Source organism: Paraburkholderia atlantica (assembly GCF_000092885.1).
GTDB lineage: Bacteria > Pseudomonadota > Gammaproteobacteria > Burkholderiales > Burkholderiaceae > Paraburkholderia > Paraburkholderia atlantica.
On record NC_014118.1, the window covers coordinates 34,609 to 57,425 of the forward strand.

Consider the following 22,817-nt stretch of genomic DNA (forward strand, 5'->3'; position numbering starts at 1 on the left):
CGATGCGTTGTACGTTTTGCAGATTGCATGCCTGTCGCAGCTTCGGAACAGAGTGTGCCGCGCATCGCTCAGTTCTGCTGCTCAACTGTTGCACCGTTTGCTCTCTTCATCAAAGCTTGTTCAATCTTGGGCCGCGCCGCGGCGGAGACCATCATGGATCGTATCGATACTGTTCGCCTTGCCGCATTTTCCAGCCTCGGCGCCGATCCCGGCTCGCAAGCCGGCGCGTTGCCCGAGCGCCTCGACATCGTGTTCATCGAGAACTTCATCGGCCAGACGGTCATCGGTATCGACAGCAGCGAGTTGCATGTTGCGCAACCGGTGCGCGTGAATCTGGCGATCGGCGTGCCCGCGATCCGCGCGTGCGCGACGGACCGGATCGAAGATACGGTCAACTATGCGGCCGTGCGCGAGGCGCTGCTCGAGCTATTCGCGTCGCATCGCGTGCGGCTGCTGGAGGCGCTTGCCGAGACGATCGCGCAACTGCTGATCGCCGACTTCGGCGCGCACTGGGTGCGCGTGTCGCTCGCGAAGCCGGCCAAGTTCGCGGACCTCGCGGCTGTCGGCGTACAGATCGAGCGGCGTCGCGGCGATGGCCCGGCTACCTCCGTGGGTCTCGCGTGTTACGCGTCGCTGGGCGAGGGGCTGGTGCCGAATTGAGAGGGAGAGCCGAGCGGGCCGGACGCCCGGCCCGTCTCGACCCGTAGTTATTTCGCCACGGTCGACGTTTTCTGCGGACCGAGTCCGCACGCCTGATACGCGCTCGTTTGCAGCGCGCGGAATTTTTTCGTTTGAGCCTTGGCGTGATCGACGCGGAATTCCGCGCCGCCTTCGCCGCCGAGCGTCGCGTACTTCGAGAAGGTCGACTGGTCGACGAATTCGTCGTACGGCAACGACGCGGCCATCTTGTCGATCACGCACGAGCACTTGTAGACGTTCGCGAAATCATGGCCGTTATCGTCCATGCAGCTCAGCACGTATTCGACGCGGCCCTCGGTCGGATAGTTATAGCCGGCCGCCCACGCGAGCGGCGCGGCGAGCATCAGCGTGGTAAAGGCGAGAAGCGCGCGACATCTAGTAGTCATTGAATGCCTCTGCGAGAGCATTGAACCCGCTTCGCGAACCGCTGCGCGAGGTGCATGCCTTGCGGCCGCGAGGCGACGGGATGCGCGAGGAGGCGGGGCCGCCGACGGCGCCGCGTCTCCTGCGCTGGCATGCGCCGTCAGTTCGGCGCGAACGGATGCGCGACGCTGCCTTTCTTCGCCACCACCTCGGACGCGGTCGGCTCGCCGCTGACCGCGCGCTTGATGGCCTCGCGCGTCGCCTGATAGTTGAACTGCTGGATCTTCTTGTCGTCCTCCGCCTGCCAGTGGATGAAGACGCCGACGCAGAGGAACAGATCGTCGGCTTCTTCCTGCGGGATCGTGCCGTCCTCGACACTGTCGGCCACCGCGAGCGCGACCGCGTGCTGCGCCGGGCCGAACATCTGCACGGCCTGCTTGGCGCCTTTGATCGTCACCTTGTTGAACAGGATCGTATTGGGCTTCGTGATGAGATTCGGCGCGACGACGGCGAGCAGCGACGTGAAGCCGTCCTTGTTGTTGGTGAGGGCGTTGCAGAACGCGGTTTCCGCAGCCGAACCTCGCGGTCCGATCAGCAAGTCGATATGCGCGACCTCGTTGCCGTCGCCGACTAGCGACTCCCCGATCATGACGCGGTTGATCTTGGCCATTCTGTTCCTCCAATGAGTAGGTATGGACCTGCTGACGAGGCGCCGCCCGCGATCGTGTCCAGATCAGCATCGCGAGAGCGGTGCGGGATTGCACGGCGGTACTAACTAACAGGTTCCGTGCCAGTTGTGGCACCCGGCATGCTGACGCGCCTCATCGGATCGGTTCAGTCCAGACGATTCAGGGTTAACCGCGACCTTGGACGCAGCGCGCAACAAATAGCGTGGCCACCGCGAGGTCCCCGCTGGTGCCGGGATTGATTGCGCGGGCTTTCAATTCGACATCCCAGGCATCGAGTTGCGGATCGCTTGCCGAGCGGCGCGCGGCGGGTCGCGTTTGGCGCCAGCGTGCGTGCTGTTCGCGTGCCACGAGCGTGACACTCTGCGCCAGTGCGAGGCCGTGCTTGCGCACAATGTGAGAGTCGGGCCAGCCGCCGAGGAATGCCAGAAACACGTTGAGCATCGCGATTTCGCCTCGATTGACGGGCGCGGGTTCGGGCGCTGGGGTCGAGGCTTCGAAGCAGGCCGCGAGGCCGGTGTCGAACAGGTCCGCGAAACCGTTCGCGTACTGCCGCGCGATGCTGTCGCGCTCGCTGGCGAGCCGCATCGCGTCGCGCAGGCCTATCGTCGGCGGCGCGTGGACCGATTGCTCGGGCGCGTCGCCGAGGCCGCCGGGATTGGCGAGCGCGATCGCGCGATAGGCGAGCCGCGCGTCTTCGACGTCGAGCCGGCTCAGCACGTCGCCGACGGCCGCGCGCCACGCTTGCGCCGTCAGCGGCCGTTCGCCGGTTTCGTCGAGGGTCGCGGCGAGCGGCGCGAGCAGCAGCACGATGCCGAGATTCGTGTTGCAGCCGACCGCCGCGCGCGTGCGCGTGACCGCGTCGAGAATGCGCTGTCCGACACGGGCGCCGCGTGCGAACAGCGCGTCGAGCGACGCGTCCGCGCTGGCGAGGAACTGCGCCGCGTGCATGCCGTGGCCGGGGCTTTGGATGCTGACGTTGCCGGGTTTCGGCGTGGTGACGTCGAGCGCGCAGGCTTCGAGGAAGGCCGCGCGCGCGTGCTCGACGGAGATTGGATGAGTGCCGGGCATCGCGCTTAAGCCCGGCGCTGCGGAGACGGCTCAGGCAACCCGGCGCTAGCGGCTTGCTCGTCTTGTCGGTTCGCGCGCCGTTGCGCCGCGAGCTTGCGATCGAGCAGGTCGTCGACCAGCGCCGCCGCGACATCGAGCGGCACGACCGACTGCAAACCGCGCCACGCGGCCACGCCGTTGACTTCGAGCACGAGCGGCAGCGCGGCGTCGTCGGGATTCGGGATCAGGTCCACGCCCGCGTAGTCGAGGCCGAGCGCGGCGGTGGCGCGCACGGCGGTCTGCGCGAGCGGGACCGTCAGCTCGGCGGCCTCGCAGCGCGCGCCTTGCGCGACGTTGTGAATCCAGCCCTTGCCGCCGCTGCGCCGCATCGCCGCGACCGCCTTGCCGCCGATCACGAGCACGCGCCAATCGAAACCGGGCCCGCTGCTCGCGACGAAGCGCTGCAGATACGCAACCTGCCGATAACGCGCGAGCGACGGCAGCGGCGCGAGCAGCCCGCCGCGCGCGCCGAGCCGTTTGAGCCCGTGGCCTTGCGAGCCGAACAGCGGCTTGAGCACGACCTGGCGGCCGGCGGCCGCTTCGCGCATCAGTACGCGTTGCGCGAATGCGGCGGACTCGACGGCCCACGTGGCCGGTGTCGGCACGCCCGCGCGATGCAGCAGGAAGCTCGTCATCGATTTGTCGACGCTGCGCTCGATCGCGCGGGCGTCGTTGTAGACCGGCACGCCTGATTCACGCAGCGCGTGCAGGATGCCGAGCCGCAGCGTCACCTGCTCGAAGGTGCCGCCGGCGATGCCGCGCACGAACACCGCATCCGGCAGCGTGCGGCCGAAGCCCGGGATCACGAGGCCGTGCGGCAGCCACGTGGTGTCGATGCGGCAATCCGCGAGATCGACGCAACGCGCTTCGGCGCCGCGCGCACGGAACGCTTTTTTCAGCCGGCCAGTGTGCCAGCCGGTTTCGTCGCTCATGATCGCGATGCGCAGACCCGATGTGATCATCATCGCGCGACCGGCTCGCCGCCCCACTGTTTGCGCAGCAGGCCGCCGTCGAGTCTGCCGCCGTGGTAGGTCGCGCCGCTTTCGAGGCTGCTGACCCACACCTCGGCGGGCGCGAACAGCGCCGGGTCGATCTGGTAGAAGTCGAAGTTGACGGCCGTGAAAACGTCCGCGAACGGCCGGCCGTAGTCGCGCGAATTGGCGGAGGGCAGGGTGTCGGCGAGACGTCGCGCGATCTCGTCGTGCTGGACGGTCAGATGCACGCGGCCGCCGTACAGGATCGCGTCGTTGGTGCGGCCCATCGCCTGAATGCCGTCGGGCGCGGGCGGCGGCAGCGGCGCCGAGCCCGTGCCTGCGACGATCTCATCGAGCGGCACGCCGAGCACGTGCACCTTGTGCAGCGCCACTTCGACGACGCGGGCCACGACCTGTACCGTTCCCGCGACAGAGTGTGTCGGCGTGACGATCAGCGTCAGGTGTTCGGGCGCGAGGCCGCAATCGTGCAGCACCTTGTCGATCACGACCTGTGGCGGCAGCCGGTCCACTTCGAGCACCAGCGCGCCGCGCTCGTGGCGGTCGCGATAGCCGAGCTCGTCGAATAACGGCTCCTTGACCGCGAGCGCACGCGCGGGCCCCGAGCCCAGCGAAAAGAACTTCTTGCCGCCGGTCTGCTCCTTGGTCGCCGACAGGCTCCAGCCCGCGTACTGGCTGCCGAGGCAGGCCAGCACCGGCGCCGAGGTGCTGACTTCGAGCATCGTCGGCCACAGCGGCGCGGCGTCGAAGTTCCCGCGTACCGCGACGCTGCCGAGACCACCCATGCAGATGCGCGCGATCAGCACGCCGGCGTCGAGGCTGCCGCGTGCGTCGACGCCGGCGTCGGCGATCATGGTGCCGGCGGGCGTGCGTGTGAGCGCGACGCCGAGCTGTGCCGCCTGATCGACGAGCCGTGTGACGAGGCGCTCTGAAAGCGCATTCACGCTCGGCGGCGCGGCGGGCGGGGGGGGCTCAGTGGGCGTGGAGGCAGGCATGGTCGGGTTCATCGCAGGTTTCGATTCGTTGGACGACGCGTTCGTGCTGCGCGTCGAGCGCGGTGCGCACCCCGTCCACCGACGCCGCTCGCACGAGCAGCGTGCAGACCGGCTGCCCGACGTCGATACGGGTGCCCGGCATCGGCACGTCGCGGCATTGCGGATCGCGCAGGCAGGCGTCGGAGAAGGCCGCGGAGACGTTGAACGGCCGCTGCGCGAACAGCACCCGCTGGCCGGCGCGCCAGCGCGGCGCGCGGGCCAGCGCGAGGCTCGCGGCCGACGGCGCGCGGCCGTGGCGGCACGCGTCGAGGTGGCAGGCGAGCAGGCCGGCTGGCCACGCATCGGGCGACGCGGTTTCGTAGAGCGCCATCGTCGACGAAGGGCGCGGGTTGATTTCGAGCACGTCGAACGAGGCGCCGTCCGACAGGAAATCGCAGCTGTTGATACCGACGAGGCCGGTGTTTGCGCAAAGCGCATCGAGCGCTTGCTGCACGTGCGCGACGAACGCCGGCGACAGGTCGATCGGCCCGAACGAGCCCGCATGCACGAAGCGCAGATCGCCGATCGCGCAGGTGAGTTGCTCGGCGAAACCGATCAGATGCGCGCCGCCGTGCGCGCCGATGAACAGCGCCGACAGCGAGCGGCCTTGGCCAAGGCGCTGGAAGTAGCCGTGCGCGGAGGCGCTCGTCAAGTCGAACGAGTCGGCCGCCTGGATATGCGTACCGCCGCAACCATCCGCCTGCTTGAACAGCCAGCCCCCGGCCGTCGCGGGCCGTTCGAACGACACAGCCGGATGCCCGATCCGCAACGCGTCGAGCAGCGCGAAGAAACGCCGCGGCTCGCGTACGGCCGCGACCGCGTCGGCATCGTTGCCGAGGAAGCGCGGCAAGCCGGGCTCCCGGCACAAGTCAGGCATCAAAGCTTCGAGCCCGCTGCCGCCGATCCAGCCAAGCAGACGAGGTAAGCGCGCGACCCGCGCAAGCGCATCGACGAGCCGCGCCCGGTCGATCCCGAGCGCGCCATCACTGCGGCCGATGTCGAACCATAGCTCTGCGGCCTCGCGCGTGTCGCAGTCGCCGAAGATATCGAGCGCGGCGACATGCAGACCGGCGCGCGCCGCGGACTGCGCGAGCAGGCGCGCGGACTGCCCGACGACCGCGACGATGGGCGCATGCATGAGCGGCCGGTGCGGCTTCATGACGACCGCTCTCAGCCGAGACCGGCCGCGACCGCGCGGGCCTCGTCGTAGGCTTCCGGGAAGCCCAGGTAGACCGGCTTGCCGCCCGTGCGCATGCGCATGAACAGGCGATGCTCGACCTGATACTTGACGTTGCCGATCGCCAGCGCGCCGATGCCGACCGCGCCCGCGTTCGGCACGCCGTCGATCGGCTTGCCGTCGTTCATCACGTTCACGCCGGCGATGCCTTCCGGCGGCACCGCGTTGACGTCGGCGGCGACGAGCAGGCGCTTTGCATGCTCGAGGTCGTCGCGGCCGACCACCTGCACGCCCGCGACCGCGGTGGCGAGCACGATTTCCGCGTCGGCAAGCGCGCCGCGCAGTTCCTCGGGCGTCGCGGTGCCGATGCCGCTGGTGACGATGCCGAAGCGCTCGTTCAGTTCGGCCGACGCGCCGAGCGCACGACTGCGGTCGGTGTGGCTCGCGATCGTCACGTCGGCGCCGCGCGACGCGGCGATCGCCGCCGCGATGCGTCCGACCGCGCCGGCTCCGCCGAGAATCAGCACGCGCTTGCCGCCCAGCTCCACGCCGTGCTGCTTGCCCAGATGCCGCTCGACCAGTGCGACCAGCGCGGCCGCGGTCGTGTACGAACCGCTCGGATCGGCGAATACGGAGACCTCGAATGGCGGGACCATCGCCTTGCGCGCGGTGTCGAGCATGTCGACGGCCTGCATCACGTCGCGCCCGCCGATGAAGATGCCGGTGCGCGACACCCCTTTCGGGCCGCGCGAGAAGATCGCGTCCTGCGTGAGGTTCGCGACCATGCCGGCCTCGACGTTGCAATACGGCACGATGACCTGGTAGCCGGCGTCGGCGGCCATGTTGACGTCGAACGGACTCATCTGCGGCGTGGCCGTGAACATGTGCAGGATGTAGGGCCTTTCAATGGTTTCTGACATGGCAGGGGCTCGTTTTAGTGGCAATCTCGGGGACGGCGCAGGGCAAGGCCGCGCCGCGCGTGGCAGCGCCTGAGGTAAGCGGCGGCCTCGGCGGGGCCGCGCATCATGCGGCGTCGATGTGCGGCGCGCGCGCCTCGGCGCCGCTGATCGCCGCGCCGCTATTGCGGCCCGCGACGACGCTGCATTCGATATGCGGCAGCGCGCTTGCGACGGCGCGCGCGGTCGCGAGCGCGCGCTCGGCCTCGCGTGCGCTCGCGAGCACCGCGAAGCCTGTCGGGCCCCATGAGGTCTGGCCGATGCCGGCGGTGCGTTCGGCGGCGACCGCGCGCAGCACGCGCTCGACGTCGGGACTCGCGAACACGCCGCCTTGCGCGCTCGCGAAGTATTCGCCGATGGTCTGCTGCAGTTCGGTGAGGCCGTGCGCGAACGGCGCGAAGTTATGTTCGGCGGCGCCGGGCAGGATCTGCATCAGCACCAGATGGCACAGATGCGCGGCGAGCCGCTGCGGAAACGGCGCGAGCGATGCGAGCGCGCTGCGTTCGTCGGCGCCGTGCAAGCCCTCGCGGCTGTTGTCGCTGACGAGCAGCACGCGCCACGGCTGCGGAAACGGCTGGCGCGACAGCAGCGGCGGCATGCTCTGGCGCAGATCGCCGGGCGGGCCGCCATCGAGCAGCAGGCCGCCGCACTCGAAGCCGAGTATGCCGATGCCGGAGCGCGCGCCGCGCCCGAGCAGGCTGGCGATCTCGGCGCTCGTCGCCGGCTGGCCGATGAGGCGCGTGAACGCGGTGCCGACCGCGAGCGCCAGCTGTGTGCCTGAGCCGAGGCCGGTATGCGCGCGTGGCGCCTCCAGCACGTCGATCGCGAGGCTCGCCGGTCCGTAGGCAGCCTGCAGCCGCGCGAGACTCAGCGCGATCCGCTCGCGCTCGGCCTCGCTCGCCAAGCCGCCGATCTGCTCGCGCTCGGCGAGCCGCGCCTGAATTCGCGTGCCGTGCGTATCGATGACGAGCCCCAGGCTGCCGAACGCGCGCCCGAGCGACGCGTTCGGATCGAGAAAGCCCAGATGCAGCCGCGCGGGCGCATCGATCGTGATGGGGGAGCGTGGCGGCAGGCGGCGGAGCTGAAGCGGCATCTCGAGTGTCCTCAGGTGTCCTTGCGGGTGCGCGAAACCGGGTTCGGCCGCGGGGTTGTGCGCGACGCGTCGTATCGCGTCGCGGGTTCAAGCGACAGTGCGCCCGGCGACGTCAAGCGAAAGCCGTACCAGGCGCGCGCAACGGCCGCCGCAGCGGATTCGGCCCACTGGAACATCTGAATGGGGCGCGCCCCGCGCCACCCCGTTTCGCCCCCGCATGGACGCTGTGTGACGCCGAAGGCGCACTGTGTCACGCGCTGTTTCATCCGGCGGCAGGCGCGCGCGTCAACTGCCTTGCGCGGGTTTCGGCGCGTCGTACTTGATATAGCGGAAGCGCTGATCGTCGGCCGGCGTGCCTTCTAGCGGGCCCTCCTCGAGGGCGGGCTGCCAGTGGACCACCGATTCGATCTTCGTCGCGAGCGCAAAGTCCTTGTCGGTGATGCCCTTGGCGGTGTGCGTTTTGAGCTTCACGATCACGAACGCGTACGAGACCGTCAGATCGGGGTGGTGCCACGCGGCTTCCGCGAGGTGCCCGACGGCGTTGACCACCATCAGCGTTCCCTTCCAGCCCTCGGTGCGGTATTTGCGCCGCAGCCAGCCATCTTCCAGATACCAGTGCTGCAGCGGACCGACGAGGCGCTGCTGGATCTCTTCGTCGGTATAGACATGCTCGGTGTTTGCCATGGCGGTTAGCTCCTGGAATGCGCGAATCGTTCGCCGAACGAAGCTTCGTTGCAAGTGACAGGTCCGTGCTGCGGCGCGTGATTCGCAAAGGACACGATTCGTATCACGCAAGTGACACAGTATGTGCCGCATCGCGTGACGCAACCCCTTCAGCTTACCGCCGTGCAAGCATCGGCGTGCAACGCCCGAGTGCCGCGACAGGTCGCGCGTGCCGGGTCGGCGGGCCGGCGCACGCAAGAGCGGCAACGTTGCCGCTATTCCGGCATGGAATATGCGTTGGCCGTTCATGCGTCGCGAAGCCCGACATCGAATCGGGATAGCGCGTTAATCGTTACCTGCAATCGAGAAGGCGCGCACGATGCGATGAGGTAGCGTGGGTCATTCGTGAGTTGAACAGCAGGACAATTCTGGAGGAGACATGAACTTACGCACTGTAGTTCTTGGGCTCGCGATCCTCGCATCCGCAGCCTTTAGCTCTCTGGCTGCGCAGGCCGATTCGCAGCTCGACGGACTGATGAAAAACCCAGCCAACTGGGCGGCCCAGGCGGGCGATTATGCGAATCACCGCTACAGCCCGCTCAAGCAGATCAACGAGAACAACGTCGGCAAACTGCAGGTCGCATGGACCATGTCGACCGGCGTGCTACGCGGCCATGAAGGCGCGCCGCTCGTGATCGGCGACACGATGTATATCCACTCCCCGTTTCCGAACAAAGTTATTGCAGTCAACCTGAAGGATCAGACGTTCCTCTGGCAGTATCAGCCGAAGCAGGATGAACAGGTCGTCTCCGTGATGTGCTGCGACACCGTCAACCGCGGTCTTGCATACGGCGACGGCAAGATCTTCCTGCAGCAGGCCGACACCAAGCTCGTCGCGCTGAACGCGAAGACGGGCGAGGTGGTGTGGACCGCGCAGAACGGCAATCCGAAAGCCGGTGAAACCAACACCAACGCGCCGCACGTATTCGGCGACAAGGTGCTGACCGGTATCTCGGGCGGCGAGTTCGGCGTGCGCGGGCGTCTGATCGCGTACGACATCAAGACCGGCAAACAGGTCTGGACTGCGTACAGCACGGGCCCCGACAACGAAATGCTGCTCGACCCGCAAAAGACGATGACGTACTCGAACGGCCAGATGGTGCCGGTGGGCGCGGATTCGTCGGTGAAGTCCTGGAAGGGCGATCAGTGGAAGCTCGGCGGCGGCACCACGTGGGGCTGGTATGCGTGGGACCCGAAACTCAACCTTGTTTACTACGGTACTGGCAATCCGGGCACATGGAACCCGACGCAACGTCCGGGCGACAACAAATGGTCGATGTCGATCTTCGCGCGCGACCTGAATACCGGCACGGCCAAATGGGTGTACCAGATGACGCCCCACGACGAATGGGACTATGACGGCGTCAACGAAATGATCCTGTCCGACCTGACGATCAACGGCAAGAAGGTGCCCGCGATCGTGCACTTCGACCGTAACGGCTTCGGCTACACGCTGAACCGCGAAACCGGACAGCTGCTGGTCGCGCAGAAGTACGACCCGGCGGTGAACTGGGCCGATCGTGTCGATCTGCAAAGCGGCCTGCCGATTCGCAACGCGGCGTACTCGACGCAGGCGGCCGGGTCCGACCACAACGTGAAGGGCATCTGCCCGGCGGCACTCGGTTCGAAGGACCAGCAACCGGCGGCGTTCGATCCGAAGACGAGCTTGTTCCTCGTGCCGACCAACCACGTCTGTATGGACTATGAGCCGTTCGATGTCGACTACGTGTCGGGACAGCCGTATGTCGGCGCCACGCTGTCGATGTATCCGGGCCCGAACGAGGGCAACGCGATGGGCAACTTCATCGCGTGGGATGCGAGCAAGGGCAAGATCGTCTACTCGAAGCCGGAGAAGTTCTCGGTGTGGTCGGGTGTGCTCGCGACCGGCGGCGGCATCGCGTTCTACGGCACGCTGGAAGGCTACCTGAAGGCGGTTCGCATCTCGGACGGCAAGGAACTGTGGCGCTTCAAGACGCCGTCGGGGATCATCGGCAACGTCTTCACGTATGAGTATCAGGGCAAGCAGTACGTCGGCGTGTACTCGGGCATCGGCGGCTGGGCCGGCATCGGCATGGCGGCGGGTCTCGAGAAGCCGACCGAAGGTCTGGGCGCGGTCGGCGGCTATAAAGATCTCGCGAAGTACACCGCGCTCGGCGGCACGCTGTTCGTGTTCGCTATTCCCAACGAAAAGAGCTGAACGAACGGCTGAAATGAAAGGCTGAACGAGCGGGGCGGCTTGAACTGGCACAGCCGCCCCGTCAGCCTCGCGCAAGCATTGAATTACCCCCAAGATCGCGCCGTTGGTAGATGCGTCGATGAAACGCATCGGGGCGCGGCTTTTTCCCAGATGGAGACATGTGCATGAAAGGCCGATCTATCCTGTTGCTCACCGCGTTGCCCGTAGCGCTCGTCATGCTGCCCGTCGGATACGCGCAGAACAATCCTTCGATTGCGCAGGTCGCGTACAAGGTAGTCGACGGTAACAAGGTCGACAGTAATACGCTGCAGGGCTGGAAGACGTGGCGCGCGCTCGCTTGCGAACGCTGCCACGGCGCGCAGCAGCAGGGCATGGTCGGGCCGTCGCTGATCGACGCGTTCAAGACGCTGGACAAGAATGAGTTTCATCGCACGGTGTTCGGCGGCCGGGTGGATAAGGGTATGCCCGATTTCAGCGCGAGCCAGATGATGCAGAAGAACTGGGAAAATCTCTATGCGTATCTGAAAGGACGCTCCGATGGGCAGATCAAGCCGGGCGATCTGCATGCCATCGACTCGAATTAACGCCGCGCCGTCATTCTTCCGGAGGCTCACGATGCGTGATAAGAGAAGCATGTCCGTGCATGTCAGCGTGATCGCGGCCGCATTGTGTGGCGCGGCGCTCGCGAGCGCCGCGGTCCGGGCGGATGGCCCCGCGCTTCCGAACAACGACGGCGCGGACGGCGTGCTCAGGGTATGCGCGGACCCGAACAACATGCCGTTGTCGAACGACAAGGGCGAGGGCTATGAGAACCGCATCGCGGCCCAGATGGCGAGCGACTTCGGCTACAAACTCGAATACACGTACTTTCCGCAGCGCATGGGCTTCGTGCGCCACACGTTGCGTGAGAAGGCGGAGGGCAGCGAGCGCTATCGCTGCGACCTGATCATCGGCGTGCCGAAGGGCTATGACATGACGTCGACGACGCAGCCGTATCTGCGCTCGACCTACGCGATGGTGCTGCCGAACCGCCCCGAGTTCGCGAGCATCAAAACGCCCGACGACCTGCTGAAACTGCCGCCCGATCAGCTGCACAAGCTGCGTTTCGGGATCTTTTCGCAAACCCCGGCGGTGGACTGGCTGCTCGGCCACAACCTGATCGACCAGGCGGTGTCGTATCAGGTGCAAAGCGGCGATCCCGGCGTATACCCTGGCCAGATGATCGAACACGACCTGGCCGCGGGCAACGTCGACGTGGTGTTCCTGTGGGGGCCGATTGCCGGCTACTTCGCGAAGCGCGCAGGCGACTCGGTCAGGCTCGTGCCGTTCCCGCCGCAGCCCGGCATCCGCTTCGACTACACGATTTCGATGGGCGTGCGCTACGGCGAGAAGGACTGGAAGGACAAGGTGGATCAATGGATCGGCGCGAATCACGACAAGATCGACAGCATCCTCGCGACCTACCAGGTGCCGATGCTCAAACCGGTCGACGCGCCGGCGGGCAAGCCTGGCGACGCATCGCAATGACGCGCGCCCGCGGCGCGTGGCTGCGCGTGGCACGCGCCGCGCTGATGGGGACGCTGTGCGTGCTGTGCCTCGCGCCGGCAGCGACCCGTGCGGCCAGCCCGGCGAGCGCCGCGTCGGCGCCGGGCGGCGACGATATCACGGCCGCGGAGCGGCTGATCTTTCTGACCGATCATCTGCACGGCGTCGCCGCGCAGACCGAGCTCGACTACGCGCTGATCGATTCCGGGCAGCCGTCGCGCAGCGCCGATGTCGTCAAGGTGCTGGTGCAGAGCGAGAACAACGCGAAGGGCGACGCGCAGGTGTCCGACCACAGCGGCAGCGTGAACCTGCCGATCGGCGGATTGCAGTGCAATCCGGCGATCATTTATTTCCTCGAACGCGACATCGCGGAGATGCAGGGTCTCACCGGCGGCCAGCGCCGCTATTTCCAGCAGCGTCTGCGTCTCGCCCTCGCCGCGGGGCCGCAGATCGAGAGCGTGCCGAGCGAGGTCGGCGGCAAGCCGGTCAACGCGCGGCGCATCGTCGTGCAGCCTTATCTGAACGATCCGAACGCGGCGCGCTTCGCGCAATACACGGGCAAGCGCTACACCTTCCTGCTCGCCGACGGCGTGCCGGGCCAGGTCCTGCAGATTCGCACCGACGTGCCGGGCCCCAACAACGACTTCGCGCATCCGGCGCATTCGGAGTCGTTGAGCTTTCAATCCGCACTGAACAAGTTGCCATCGGGCAAGGTGCCGGCGAAGCCGTCGAATGCACCGCGGGCGAGCCGTTGAGTTTTCGATGCAGAACGCGAGTTTCGCGACGAACCGGGTCAAGCTGAATTTCGTTCGCACGCTGACCCTGCGGCAGTTGCAGATCTTCGTCGTCGCGAGCCGCTATACGAGTTTCGCGCGCGCGGCCGAGGAGCTGCATCTGACGCAGCCGGCTGTGTCGATGCAGATTCATCAGCTCGAGGAGGCGGTCGGCCTGCGGCTGTTCGAGCGCGTCGCGCGCAAGCTCACGCTGACCGAAGCGGGCGAGGTGCTGACCCATCACGCGAGCCGCATTCTCGGCGAAATCAAGGACACCGAAGACGCGATGATGTCGCTGAAGCAGGCCGACAGCGGCTCGATCAACGTCGGCATCGTCAGTTCGGCGACCTACTTCGCACCGAAACTGCTGGCGATGTACTCGCATCTGTACCCGAAGGTCGACGTGCATTTCTCGGTCGGCAATCGCGACGCGTTGCTGCGTCTGTTGCAGGACAACGCGATCGATCTCGCGATCATGGGCCGTCCGCCGCCTGAACTCGATACGACGGCCGAGCCGCTCGCGAGTCATCCCCAGGTGGTGATCGCGCCAGTGCATCATCCGTTGTGCGGCGCGCGCCGCTTCGATCTGCAGGAGTTGAGCAACGACACCTTTCTGCTGCGCGAGCCGGGCTCAGGGACGCGCATGGCCGCCGAGGCGATGTTCCGTCAGCATCTGTTCACTCCCGCGAAAACCGTCACGCTCGGCAGCAACGAAACGATCAAGCAGGCGGTGATGGCCGGCATGGGCGTGAGCCTGATCTCGCTGCATACGTTGCAGCTGGAGTTGCGCACCGGCGAGATCGCGCTGCTCGACGTGAACGGCACGCCGATCGTACGAACTTGGCAGATCGTGCATCTGCGCACCAAGCAGCTTTCGCCGACCAGCGTGATGTTCCGGCAGTTCCTGCTCGAACATGCGGCGGTGCATCTGGAGCAGGAATATGCGCAGTTTGCGGGGGTGTTTGCGAAACGGCAGATCGGGGCGCAGCGGTAGCGTGATGCGTGCGTTGCGTGCGGCGCGGCGCAAGCGCGCTCGTCGGCTTGCTGATTAACGGCGCGTGATAGACGGCATCGATGGCACAGTCTGTACCCGGCTGTCGTGACAGGCTGCCAACTTTTCGCATTCGATTTAACTGTTGCGTCCCGCGCGCGCGATCGGCATAAACCGTGCTTGAACGGAAGGCTGGCGAGTCTTGAAGCGCGTCGACGTTCGGGCGTCGCGCAAAAAAACGCCAGCCACCACGGAAGGGGATCGCAGCGATGGTTTCTGGCGAGCAGCTTCAGGACTGGCGTTCTCACGCCCAGCAGATCGAAAACGAAGTGGCGAGGGTCGTCGTCGGTCAGCAGCAAACGCTGAGGCTCATCAACGTCGCGCTGTTCGCACGCGGCCACGTGCTGCTCGAAGGCGGCGTCGGGGTCGGCAAGACGACCGTGTTGCGGGCGTTCGCGCGCGTGGTCGGCGGCGACTTCGAGCGCGTCGAAGGCACGATCGATCTGATGCCGGGCGACCTCGTCTATCACACCTACGTCGATGCCGACGGCAAGCCGCGCATCGAGCCCGGCCCGCTGCTGCGCCATGGCGAACAGCTGACCACCTTCTTCTTCAACGAGATCAATCGCGCGCGCCCGCAGGTGCAATCGCTGTTGTTGCGCGCGATGGCCGAGCGTTCGGTGTGGGCGTTCGGCCGCGAGCATCGCTTTCCGCATATGACCGTGTATGCCGACCGCAACAAGGTCGAGAAGGAAGAGACCTTCGAGCTCGCTTCGGCGGCGCGCGACCGCTTCCTGTTCGAACTGAACATGCCGACGCCGACCGACGAGGAGGCGCGGCGCAGCCTCGTGTTCGACACGAGGTTCCATGACGTCGACGGCCTGCTCGCGCAACTGACACCGTCGATCGTGCCGTGGGAACAATTGAACCGGATCGGCGCGGCGATCCAGCAGGGCGTGCAGGCCAGCGAGACGATCGAGCGCTACGTGCACGACATCTGGCAGGCGACGGAAACGCCGGCGCGCTTCGGCATCGCGCTCGACGGCGTCGACATGGAGCAGCTGATTCTCGCCGGCGCGAGTCCGCGCGGCATGAGCGCGCTGTTGCGGGCCGCGCGCGTGGTCGCGTGGTTCGCGGGACGCACGCATCTGCTGCCGGAGGACATCCACGAAGTGCTGCTGCCGGCGCTCGGTCATCGCGTGTTCTTCACGCCGATCTACGAGCTGCGCCGCCAGGAGCTGGCCGAGGCGCTGATCTCGCGGATCGTCGCGAACGTCGCGGTGCCTCGCTGAACGCCGGCGCGCGCACCACGATGAACGGCACCGCGGAATTCCACTATCGTCTGCCGATGCGCGCGGCCGGTGCGCGGCCCGGCTCGCATCCGGGCTCCAGCTTCGGCTCGGGCCAGCAGTTTGCGATGCACGGCCGGCTGTTCGACTATCCGGACCCGCGCCGGCTCGATCTGCGTGCGAGCTTGCGCGCGGCGCGCGACGAGTGGCTGGTGCGCGTGCATTTGCAGCGCGTCGCGGTGTCCGTGTTCGTGATCGTCGACGTGTCGGCGTCGATGCAGTTCGGTACGCATAAAACGAAGCTGCAGGTCGTCGCTGATTTCGTCGAAGCGCTCGGCCATAGCGCGTTCCGGGTCGGCGACCGGCTCGGCATGCTCGCTTTCGATAGCGGCGAACGCGACGATCTGTTCATGCCGGCGCGCACGGGACGGGGCACCGGCTCGCTGCTCGCGAGCATGCTGCGCGAAGGCGTCAGTGATATCGCTGATCATCAGGCGAATGGTCAGGCCGGTCGTCACGCCGACCGTCAGGCTGAACGCGGGTCCGTCGAAGGATTGCGGCGTTGTGCGATCCGTATCGCCGGACGCCAGGCGCTCGTGTTCGTCGTGTCCGATTTCCACTGGCCTCTCGCGCGATTGTCGCCGGTGCTCGACATGCTGGTGCATGCGTGCGTGGTGCCGATGGTCGTATGGGATGCGGCCGAGACCACACCGCCGCAGCACGCGTCGCTGCTGGCCGTCAACGATGCGGAGTCCGGCGAGGAGCGTCGCGTGTGGCTCTCGCGCGGCGCGCGCGAGCGCTGGCGCGCAGGCGTCGCGCGCCGTCGCGACGAACTCGCCGCGGTGTTCGGCGCGCGCGGCATCCAGCCGTTCTATGTCGAAGGCGCGTTCGATCCGGAAGCGATGTCGCGCTACTTTCTGGAGCTGACGGTATGAGCGCGCGCGAGGTGCGCGGTGTCTGCGCGTGTCGGGCGGCGCTGTGCGTGCTGATCGCGTCGCTAGGCGGCGCCGCGTGCGCGACGGCCAGCGCCGCCGAAGTGGCCGCGCTCGTTCAGGAGCCGCGCGCGTTCGGCTATGTGCTCGGCGATGTGCTGACGCAGCGCGTGCTGCTGGAGGCCGACGGTCGCGACGTCGGCGCGGTCACGCCGCCTTCGGTCGGACGCACGGGCGTGTGGCTCGAACGCCGGCCCGTGACGCTCGAAACCGATACGAACGGCCGTAAGTGGATGGTGATCGGGTATCAGGTCATCAATGCGCCACAGACGCTCACGCAGATCACGTTGCCCGCGTTGACGCTGACGTCGGCGGCGGGCACGCAGTTGCAGATCGCCGAATGGCCGGCGAGCATCGGACCGTTGACGCCGCAAACCGCGTTCGCCGCAGGCGACTTGCAGCCGCTGCGGCCCGACCGACAGGCGCCGATGCTGGCCACGTCCGGCTGGCGCCGGCAGATCGCGTGGGCGCTCGGCCTGCTGTTCGCGACGCTGCTCGTTTGGGCGAGCTGGTGGTGGGCGCGCAACCGGCGCGAGGCGGCGCGGCTGCCGTTCGCGCGGGCGTGGCGGCAGATGCAACGGCTGCCGGAGGCGCCCGGCGCTTCGTCGAACGATGCGTGGGTCTGCCTGCATCGCGCGCTGAACGAAACCGCCGGCGAGGTCGTGCATGCGGCTTCGCTATCCGCGTTGCTGGCGCGTGCGCCGTATCTGCAACCGCTGCGCGCGCAGCTCGAACGTTTCTATCTGGCGTCGGCCGAGCGCTTTTTCGCGCCGGCGCCGCACGCCGTCGAGAATCCCGGCGAGCTTTCGTTGCACGCGCTGTGCCGTGCGTTGTATCGAGCGGAGAGGCGCCATCAGCGATGACCATGAACCTCGACTTCGCCCTTCCGTGGATGCTGGTGCTGCTGCCGCTCGCCGCGCTGCCGCTGCTGCGGCGGCGCAGCGACACGCTGGTGTTTTCGAGCGTCGCGTGGCTACCCGCCGACGACCTCGGGCGCGTGGCGGGCTGGCTCGTCCGCGGCGGCGCGGCGCTGGCGATCGCCGCAATCGTCGTCGGGCTGGCGGGGCCGGGGCGCTCGCAATTGCAGGTGCTGCGCACCGGCAGCGGCGCACAGATCCTGATCCTGATGGACCGCAGCCAGAGCATGGATGAGCCGATGGGCAGCAAGGGCGTCGAGTCGCCGCGCGGCGACTCCAAGAACCACGTGGCGCGCGAAGCGCTGACGCGGTTCGTCGGGCAGCGGCCGAACGACCGGCTCGCGTTCATGATGTTCGGCACCAACCCCGTGCTGGCGATGCCGTTCACGTACAACCATCGTGTGATCGAGGCTGCGGTCGCGGCCACGGCGATTGGCCGCGGCATGCCGGACACCGAGCTCGATCGCGGCATGCTGGCGGCGATCGCGCAGTTCGACGGGCGCCTGTCGTCGGGCCGCCGCGCGATCGTGCTGGTCTCCGACGGCGGCGCGTTGCTCGACGAAAGGATGCAACGGCGCATCGAAGAGGGACTGCGCCGCGACCGGATCGCGCTGTACTTCATCTACCTGCGCAGCAGCGTCTTCAGTCCCGATCTGAACGCGACGCAGCCGGCCAGCGGAAGCTCGGCCGAAGCGCAGCTGCATCGCTTCTTTCTGACGCTGAAGACGCCTTACAGGCTGTTTCAGGCGGAAGACCCGAAGGCGATGATGGCGGCAATCGCGGAGATCAACCGGCAACAGAACGCGACGACGACGTTCTTCGAGCATCTGCCTCGCCAGGACCTGAGTCCGTATTGTTTCGCGCTCGCGCTGTTCTGTGCGGCGCTGCTGGTGCTATTGCACCAGTTGCAGGTCAGGAGCTGGGCATGAAGCGCACGCTGATCCACACGCTGTTCGGCACCGTGGCGATCTGTTGCGCCGCGTGGGCCGCGTATGGCTTCGTTCGTCTGCAGCACGCGGAGCGCGTCAATCAGGCCATTGTCGCGACGAACGCCGCCGCGCGTGAGCAGCAAGCCGGCGGCGACGCGCGCGAGGTTCAGCTGGCCCGCGCGATAGCGCTGTCGAAAGCGGGCGCCTACGACGCGGCCGCGCGGCTCTATAACGGTCTGCTCCCCGAGGGCGGCCCGCCTGATGAAGTCGGCCGCGCCGCGCTGTTCGATCTCGGCAACCTGTACCTGCGCGAAGGCAGCGGCGACAACGCGCAGACAGTCAGGTCTCTCGCGATGATCGGCGAGGCCAAGGCGCGCTACCGGCTCGCGCTGCGCGCGGCGCCCGACGATTGGGACGCGCGCTACAACCTCGAACGCGCGCTGTGGCTCGCGCCGGAAACTCCGTCCGCGCTCGCCGGACCCGATGTGAAAGAGCAGCACAATGTCACAGTGCGCGACGCGCGCAGCCAGGACCTGCCATGAGCGGCGTTCAGCGCGAGCGCGGCTTCGCAAAGTGGCGTCACGCGTTGACGCCGCTCGCGCTCGTCGCGTTGATCGCGGCGGTCGCAATGCCGGACGTTACTTTGCCGCGCAACACGTTTAACTACATCGTCACGTTCGACATCACGCAAAGCATGGATGTCGAGGACATGGTGCTCGACGGCGCGCCGGTCAGCCGGCTCAAATTCGCGCAGGCCGCGATGCGCGACGCGCTCGGGCGTGTGCCGTGCGGCTCGAAGGTCGGCTGGAGCGTCTTTACCGGGCAGCGGGTGTTGCTGTTGATGGCGCCGGTCGAAGTCTGCGGCAACTACGACGCGCTGCTGGTGTCGCTCGACGGCATCGACGGGCGTATGCGCTGGACCAACTGGAGCCGCATCGCCGAAGGCGGTGTGTATTCGGCCGTGCGCGTCGCGCAGGACGTCGGCGGCGGCGCGGCGATCGCGTTCGTCACCGATGGGCAGGAGGCGCCGCCGTTGTTGGCGTCGCGACCGCTGATGGAGGGCATCAATGCGGCGCGGATCAGCGGCTGGCTGATCGGCGTCGGCGGCGACCAGCCCGCGGCCATTCCGAAGACCGATGCCAACGGCAACCGGATCGGCGTCTGGCAGGCCGACGACGTGATCCAGGTGCCGCCTACACCAGGCTCCGGTGTGGCGGCGCAAACGCACGAGGAGTTGTCCGAATTGCGCGGTGAGTACCTGGCGTCGGTGGCTCGGCAGACTGGCCTCGACTACCGGCGTCTGCTGAACGTGACGTCGTTCGGCGATGCGCTGCTCGAAACGCGCTTCGCCCGCCGCGAACCGGTGCCGACCGATCTGCGCGGGTGCCCCGCGTTGCTCGCGTTGCTGCTGCTCGTCGCGCGCTTCATGCCCGACGCCGTTCTCGCATGGCCGCGCGCCTGGCGAAAGCGCATTCAAACGATCGCTTTGCGCATCGCGCCGGCATTCAATGGCCGGCCGACACGCGCCGACTGACTACCGCGAGCGCGACCGTTGACGCTGCAACGGTTGAAGATGCAGGTATTCGATCGAACCGCATGATCGCTTGCGAAACCTCGCAAGAGTTGCCGGGATTGTTCGACTCAGGACGCTTGCGCCAGAAGCTTTTGCCGGTCTTCGCCACACGCGCGAGATAGCTCACACATTGACCTACCGGTACGCAAATCACTGACTACAATGTCTGAATGCAAGCGACGCTGCCTGGCGCGCGGTTCGAGTGACGCGCCGTGTCATGTGACGTTTCAATTCCTTCACGGAGGCATGCCGATGACGTGCCAAAACGAGAGGATTGTCGGAGTGGTACTCGTCTTGATGAGCGGCTACGCGTTTGCGGGAGGCCCCTTCGGCGATGTGCCGCAAGCGATGATGGTCGCCAACATCGTCGCGTCACCCGTCGAAGTCGTGCCGCCCATTCCCGAGCCTCGGCGCTACTTCGAGCAACAGCGGCAGCAGCGTTATGCGATGGAGTATCAAGGGGATCGGGGCAAGCCGTTCTACGCGCAAATGGAGAATTACTATAGCGTGGACCTTGCGCGCGATGTCCAGCTCGGCACCGCGAAGGCCTTGGTGTCGTCCGGACCGGCGTTCGCACCGGTGTCCGAACCGGGCGCAAATGCTGGCGTGCAGAGTGCTTCCAATTCTCTGCGTATGGGTCCATCTACCGCGCCGCAAATATCCATCGTTCAGATGAACAGTTCGGTGTTGTCGATTGGCCAGTCACCGCAGCGACGCTTGTCCTTGACGGTCGACAACTGGGTGTTCTCCGGCACCGCGCGCGTCGCGATACTGCATTCCCACGATACGGGCGCGACGCTGATCGTCAAACGCCGCTACTGAGTGATGTCGAGCGGGTGCGTCGGCCGCGCATGTCACGTCGACGAAAAGCGCTCGCGATACACCTGCGGCGGCACGCGCAGCTGACGCACGAAGCTGCAGCGCATCGTTTCCTCGCTGCCGAATCCACATCGCAGCGCGATCCGTTTGATCGACAAGGATGTTTCGCTCAGCAAGCGTTGTGCCGCCTCGATGCGTAGCTGCTCGACCGCGCGCGCTGGCGTGCGGCCCGTTTGCGCCTTGTAGTGGCGCATGAAGCTGCGCTCGCTCATATGCAGCCGTTGCGCGAGCGCGGGCACCGACAGGTCGGCTGCGAGGTGCGACGTCATCCATGCATGCAATTCGCCGAAACGGTCGTCGGCATGTTGCAGCGACAGCGCCGCGCTGAATTGCGACTGACCACCCGGGCGCTTCAAAAACACGACGAGTTCGCGCGCGACGTCGAGCGCCAATGCGCGCCCGTGATCGTCTTCGAGCATCGCTAGCGCGAGGTCGATGCCGGCGGTGACGCCCGCCGAGGTCCAGATATCGCCGTCGCGAATGAAGATCGGATCGGCTTCGACTTGCAGTTGCGGATAGGCCTGCGCGAGTTCGTCGCAACGCGCCCAATGCGTGGCGACGCGCCGGCCGTCGAGCAAGCCCGCCTCGGCGAGCAGGAACGCGCCCGAGCAGACCGACGCGACGCGTCTGCAATGCGGCGCGTGTCGTTGCGTCCAGCGGATCAGGCGTCGATCGGCCGATGCCTCGCGAACGCCCCGGCCGCCCGGAACGATCAGCGTATCGAGCGGCGTTTTCACCGAGCGCAGTGAGGCGGCCAGCACCATTAGTCCCGACGACGATATGACGGGCCCGGCTGAGGCCGCCACGACGCGGGGCGCGTAAAGCTCGTCGAGCCCGCGCTGCGCGACGAGTTCATTGGCGGACGCAAATACCTGCAGCGGACCGCTGATGTCGAGCAGTTGCATGTTCGGGAAGGCGAGCAGCACGATGGGGCGGGGAGCGCTGGACATGTAGGAATGGGTGGCAGGAATCAAGGGGGAAACGGCAGTCTTGCCAAACACTACGCGCAAAGAATCGATCCGTCCAGCTGGCCTGCGTCTGATCGCAATAGACAACGACCCACGGGGAGGGAGTCGCAAGGTCTAGTGACCGCTGCGATCAGCAACTGTTCACGGCGCTTGCGCTCGACGCAAGGGGCTACGCCAGCGCCAACTGTCACCGGAAGACGCGGCAGCGATTCTCGCTGACTCTACGGAAGGCGTAAACGCGAAACTGGCGGCTATGGATGCTTCATGGACGCAACACTAACCAGTTTCGATCCCTGACGATAAAGGCGGCTCAGTGCCGCTTTTTTTTTGTCCCGCACTAGCAGGAATATGCAATAGAAATTGAGATAACCGACACCATCGTAAATAGTTGTCAAAACGGGCTTATCCCGAATTAATGCGATTGACCGTGGTCCGTTTCGATGGTTAGTTCGCGAGGAATCGCGTGAAACTCTTGAGGAGAGTAATGGAGCAACTGAACCAGCAAAGCAGTGGGACAGATTCGACAGTCGAGGAAGAATGCGACCTTTGCCGTATCACCTATTCGATCTACTCAAAGTTCCCGCCGATGCCGCACGCACAGGCCCTGAACGCCGAAACCGGCGAGTTCTTTCCGTTTGACAGGGTTCGCAAGATGAAATCCGGTTACGCCATGGCCGAAGCCCTGGGTTACGGATGGGCATGCAATTGTCGCGGACGCCCCCCCAAACGGTTCAATGAGCAGTTCGAGCTAAGAGAATCCACCGGCAAGCGACTGGCGGGGGTGCGTTACAGGATTCGCGTCGGTTCAAGGGTCATCGCGAAAGGTGTCACCGATTCCCAAGGGCGCACCCAGCGTGTTTCGACAGATAGCGCAAACCAGGTTTCCATCGAAGTTGCCGGGCAATAGCGGTAGACAGCAGGTAAGTCTTTT

At 66.4% G+C, this 22,817-nt stretch carries 24 protein-coding genes; 14 read left to right on the forward strand and 10 right to left on the reverse strand.

Annotated elements, in window-relative coordinates; translation table 11 throughout:
- Window positions 1-153 precede the first annotated feature (153 nt).
- Window positions 154-660 carry a dihydroneopterin aldolase gene (locus BC1002_RS16130; RefSeq protein ID WP_013091066.1) on the forward strand — a complete coding sequence of 169 codons (507 nt, stop codon included), beginning with the start codon at window positions 154-156 and terminating at the stop codon, window positions 658-660.
- A 47-nt stretch (window positions 661-707) separates the two neighbouring features.
- On the opposite strand, the gene BC1002_RS16135 is transcribed toward BC1002_RS16130, so the two are convergent.
- The 9 genes from BC1002_RS16135 to BC1002_RS16175 form a co-directional block, all read right to left on the reverse strand.
- Window positions 708-1,085: a hypothetical protein gene (locus tag BC1002_RS16135; protein ID WP_013091067.1), complete on the reverse strand. Its 378-nt coding sequence runs from the start codon at window positions 1,083-1,085 to the stop codon at window positions 708-710.
- Between the two features lie 137 nt (window positions 1,086-1,222).
- Window positions 1,223-1,732, reverse strand: coding sequence for a formaldehyde-activating enzyme (gene fae, locus BC1002_RS16140; protein ID WP_013091068.1), 510 nt, complete (start codon window positions 1,730-1,732; stop codon window positions 1,223-1,225).
- A gap of 184 nt (window positions 1,733-1,916) precedes the next feature.
- A complete protein-coding gene (locus BC1002_RS16145) occupies window positions 1,917-2,819 on the reverse strand; it encodes a triphosphoribosyl-dephospho-CoA synthase (protein WP_013091069.1) in 903 nt (300 codons plus the stop codon).
- A 5-nt stretch (window positions 2,820-2,824) separates the two neighbouring features.
- Window positions 2,825-3,823 carry an ATP-grasp domain-containing protein gene (locus tag BC1002_RS16150; protein ID WP_013091070.1) on the reverse strand — a complete coding sequence of 333 codons (999 nt, stop codon included), beginning with the start codon at window positions 3,821-3,823 and terminating at the stop codon, window positions 2,825-2,827.
- Window positions 3,820-4,857: a methenyltetrahydromethanopterin cyclohydrolase gene (mch, locus tag BC1002_RS16155; protein ID WP_013091071.1), complete on the reverse strand. Its 1,038-nt coding sequence runs from the start codon at window positions 4,855-4,857 to the stop codon at window positions 3,820-3,822. Before mch ends, BC1002_RS16150 begins: the two co-directional genes overlap by 4 nt.
- A complete protein-coding gene (locus BC1002_RS16160) occupies window positions 4,823-6,043 on the reverse strand; it encodes an ATP-grasp domain-containing protein (protein WP_013091072.1) in 1,221 nt (406 codons plus the stop codon). The genes mch and BC1002_RS16160 overlap by 35 nt, the downstream gene beginning before the upstream one ends.
- Window positions 6,044-6,054: 11 nt before the next feature.
- Window positions 6,055-6,981 (reverse strand): NAD(P)-dependent methylenetetrahydromethanopterin dehydrogenase, encoded by a 927-nt coding sequence (locus tag BC1002_RS16165; RefSeq protein WP_013091073.1) that lies wholly within the window; start codon window positions 6,979-6,981, stop codon window positions 6,055-6,057.
- Window positions 6,982-7,084: 103 nt separating this feature from the next.
- Window positions 7,085-8,110 (reverse strand): beta-ribofuranosylaminobenzene 5'-phosphate synthase family protein, encoded by a 1,026-nt coding sequence (locus BC1002_RS16170; protein WP_013091074.1) that lies wholly within the window; start codon window positions 8,108-8,110, stop codon window positions 7,085-7,087.
- 285 nt (window positions 8,111-8,395) lie between these two features.
- Window positions 8,396-8,794: a 4a-hydroxytetrahydrobiopterin dehydratase gene (locus BC1002_RS16175; RefSeq protein ID WP_013091075.1), complete on the reverse strand. Its 399-nt coding sequence runs from the start codon at window positions 8,792-8,794 to the stop codon at window positions 8,396-8,398.
- Between the two features lie 418 nt (window positions 8,795-9,212).
- Here BC1002_RS16175 and BC1002_RS16180 point away from each other — a divergent pair, with 418 nt between their 5' ends.
- From BC1002_RS16180 to BC1002_RS16235, 12 genes are all read left to right on the forward strand, one after another.
- Window positions 9,213-11,030 carry a methanol/ethanol family PQQ-dependent dehydrogenase gene (locus BC1002_RS16180; RefSeq protein ID WP_013091076.1) on the forward strand — a complete coding sequence of 606 codons (1,818 nt, stop codon included), beginning with the start codon at window positions 9,213-9,215 and terminating at the stop codon, window positions 11,028-11,030.
- Window positions 11,031-11,194: 164 nt separating this feature from the next.
- Window positions 11,195-11,614 carry a c-type cytochrome gene (locus tag BC1002_RS16185; protein ID WP_013091077.1) on the forward strand — a complete coding sequence of 140 codons (420 nt, stop codon included), beginning with the start codon at window positions 11,195-11,197 and terminating at the stop codon, window positions 11,612-11,614.
- Window positions 11,615-11,645: 31 nt separating this feature from the next.
- Window positions 11,646-12,557 (forward strand): substrate-binding domain-containing protein, encoded by a 912-nt coding sequence (locus tag BC1002_RS16190; RefSeq protein ID WP_013091078.1) that lies wholly within the window; start codon window positions 11,646-11,648, stop codon window positions 12,555-12,557.
- Window positions 12,554-13,330: a hypothetical protein gene (locus BC1002_RS16195; RefSeq protein WP_013091079.1), complete on the forward strand. Its 777-nt coding sequence runs from the start codon at window positions 12,554-12,556 to the stop codon at window positions 13,328-13,330. Before BC1002_RS16190 ends, BC1002_RS16195 begins: the two co-directional genes overlap by 4 nt.
- Before the next feature lie 7 nt (window positions 13,331-13,337).
- Window positions 13,338-14,342: a LysR family transcriptional regulator gene (locus tag BC1002_RS16200; protein ID WP_013091080.1), complete on the forward strand. Its 1,005-nt coding sequence runs from the start codon at window positions 13,338-13,340 to the stop codon at window positions 14,340-14,342.
- Between the two features lie 266 nt (window positions 14,343-14,608).
- Window positions 14,609-15,631, forward strand: coding sequence for an AAA family ATPase (locus BC1002_RS16205; RefSeq protein ID WP_013091081.1), 1,023 nt, complete (start codon window positions 14,609-14,611; stop codon window positions 15,629-15,631).
- A 20-nt stretch (window positions 15,632-15,651) separates the two neighbouring features.
- Window positions 15,652-16,563: a DUF58 domain-containing protein gene (locus BC1002_RS16210; RefSeq protein WP_013091082.1), complete on the forward strand. Its 912-nt coding sequence runs from the start codon at window positions 15,652-15,654 to the stop codon at window positions 16,561-16,563.
- Window positions 16,560-17,483 (forward strand): hypothetical protein, encoded by a 924-nt coding sequence (locus BC1002_RS16215; RefSeq protein ID WP_013091083.1) that lies wholly within the window; start codon window positions 16,560-16,562, stop codon window positions 17,481-17,483. The genes BC1002_RS16210 and BC1002_RS16215 overlap by 4 nt, the downstream gene beginning before the upstream one ends.
- Complete coding sequence (locus BC1002_RS16220; protein WP_013091084.1) at window positions 17,480-18,466, forward strand: vWA domain-containing protein; 987 nt, start codon at window positions 17,480-17,482, stop codon at window positions 18,464-18,466. The genes BC1002_RS16215 and BC1002_RS16220 overlap by 4 nt, the downstream gene beginning before the upstream one ends.
- On the forward strand, window positions 18,463-19,008 hold the full coding sequence (locus BC1002_RS16225; protein ID WP_013091085.1) for a hypothetical protein: 546 nt from the start codon (window positions 18,463-18,465) through the stop codon (window positions 19,006-19,008). Before BC1002_RS16220 ends, BC1002_RS16225 begins: the two co-directional genes overlap by 4 nt.
- Window positions 19,005-20,000 carry a vWA domain-containing protein gene (locus BC1002_RS16230; RefSeq protein ID WP_013091086.1) on the forward strand — a complete coding sequence of 332 codons (996 nt, stop codon included), beginning with the start codon at window positions 19,005-19,007 and terminating at the stop codon, window positions 19,998-20,000. The genes BC1002_RS16225 and BC1002_RS16230 overlap by 4 nt, the downstream gene beginning before the upstream one ends.
- 321 nt (window positions 20,001-20,321) lie before the next feature.
- Window positions 20,322-20,861, forward strand: a complete 540-nt coding sequence (locus BC1002_RS16235; RefSeq protein ID WP_238537978.1) for a hypothetical protein — start codon at window positions 20,322-20,324, stop codon at window positions 20,859-20,861.
- A gap of 32 nt (window positions 20,862-20,893) precedes the next feature.
- On the opposite strand, the gene BC1002_RS16240 is transcribed toward BC1002_RS16235, so the two are convergent.
- Window positions 20,894-21,868, reverse strand: coding sequence for a GlxA family transcriptional regulator (locus BC1002_RS16240; protein WP_013091088.1), 975 nt, complete (start codon window positions 21,866-21,868; stop codon window positions 20,894-20,896).
- A 502-nt stretch (window positions 21,869-22,370) separates the two neighbouring features.
- Between BC1002_RS16240 and BC1002_RS16245 the strand changes: the two genes are divergently transcribed.
- Window positions 22,371-22,793, forward strand: a complete 423-nt coding sequence (locus BC1002_RS16245; protein ID WP_013091089.1) for a hypothetical protein — start codon at window positions 22,371-22,373, stop codon at window positions 22,791-22,793.
- Window positions 22,794-22,817 lie beyond the last annotated feature (24 nt).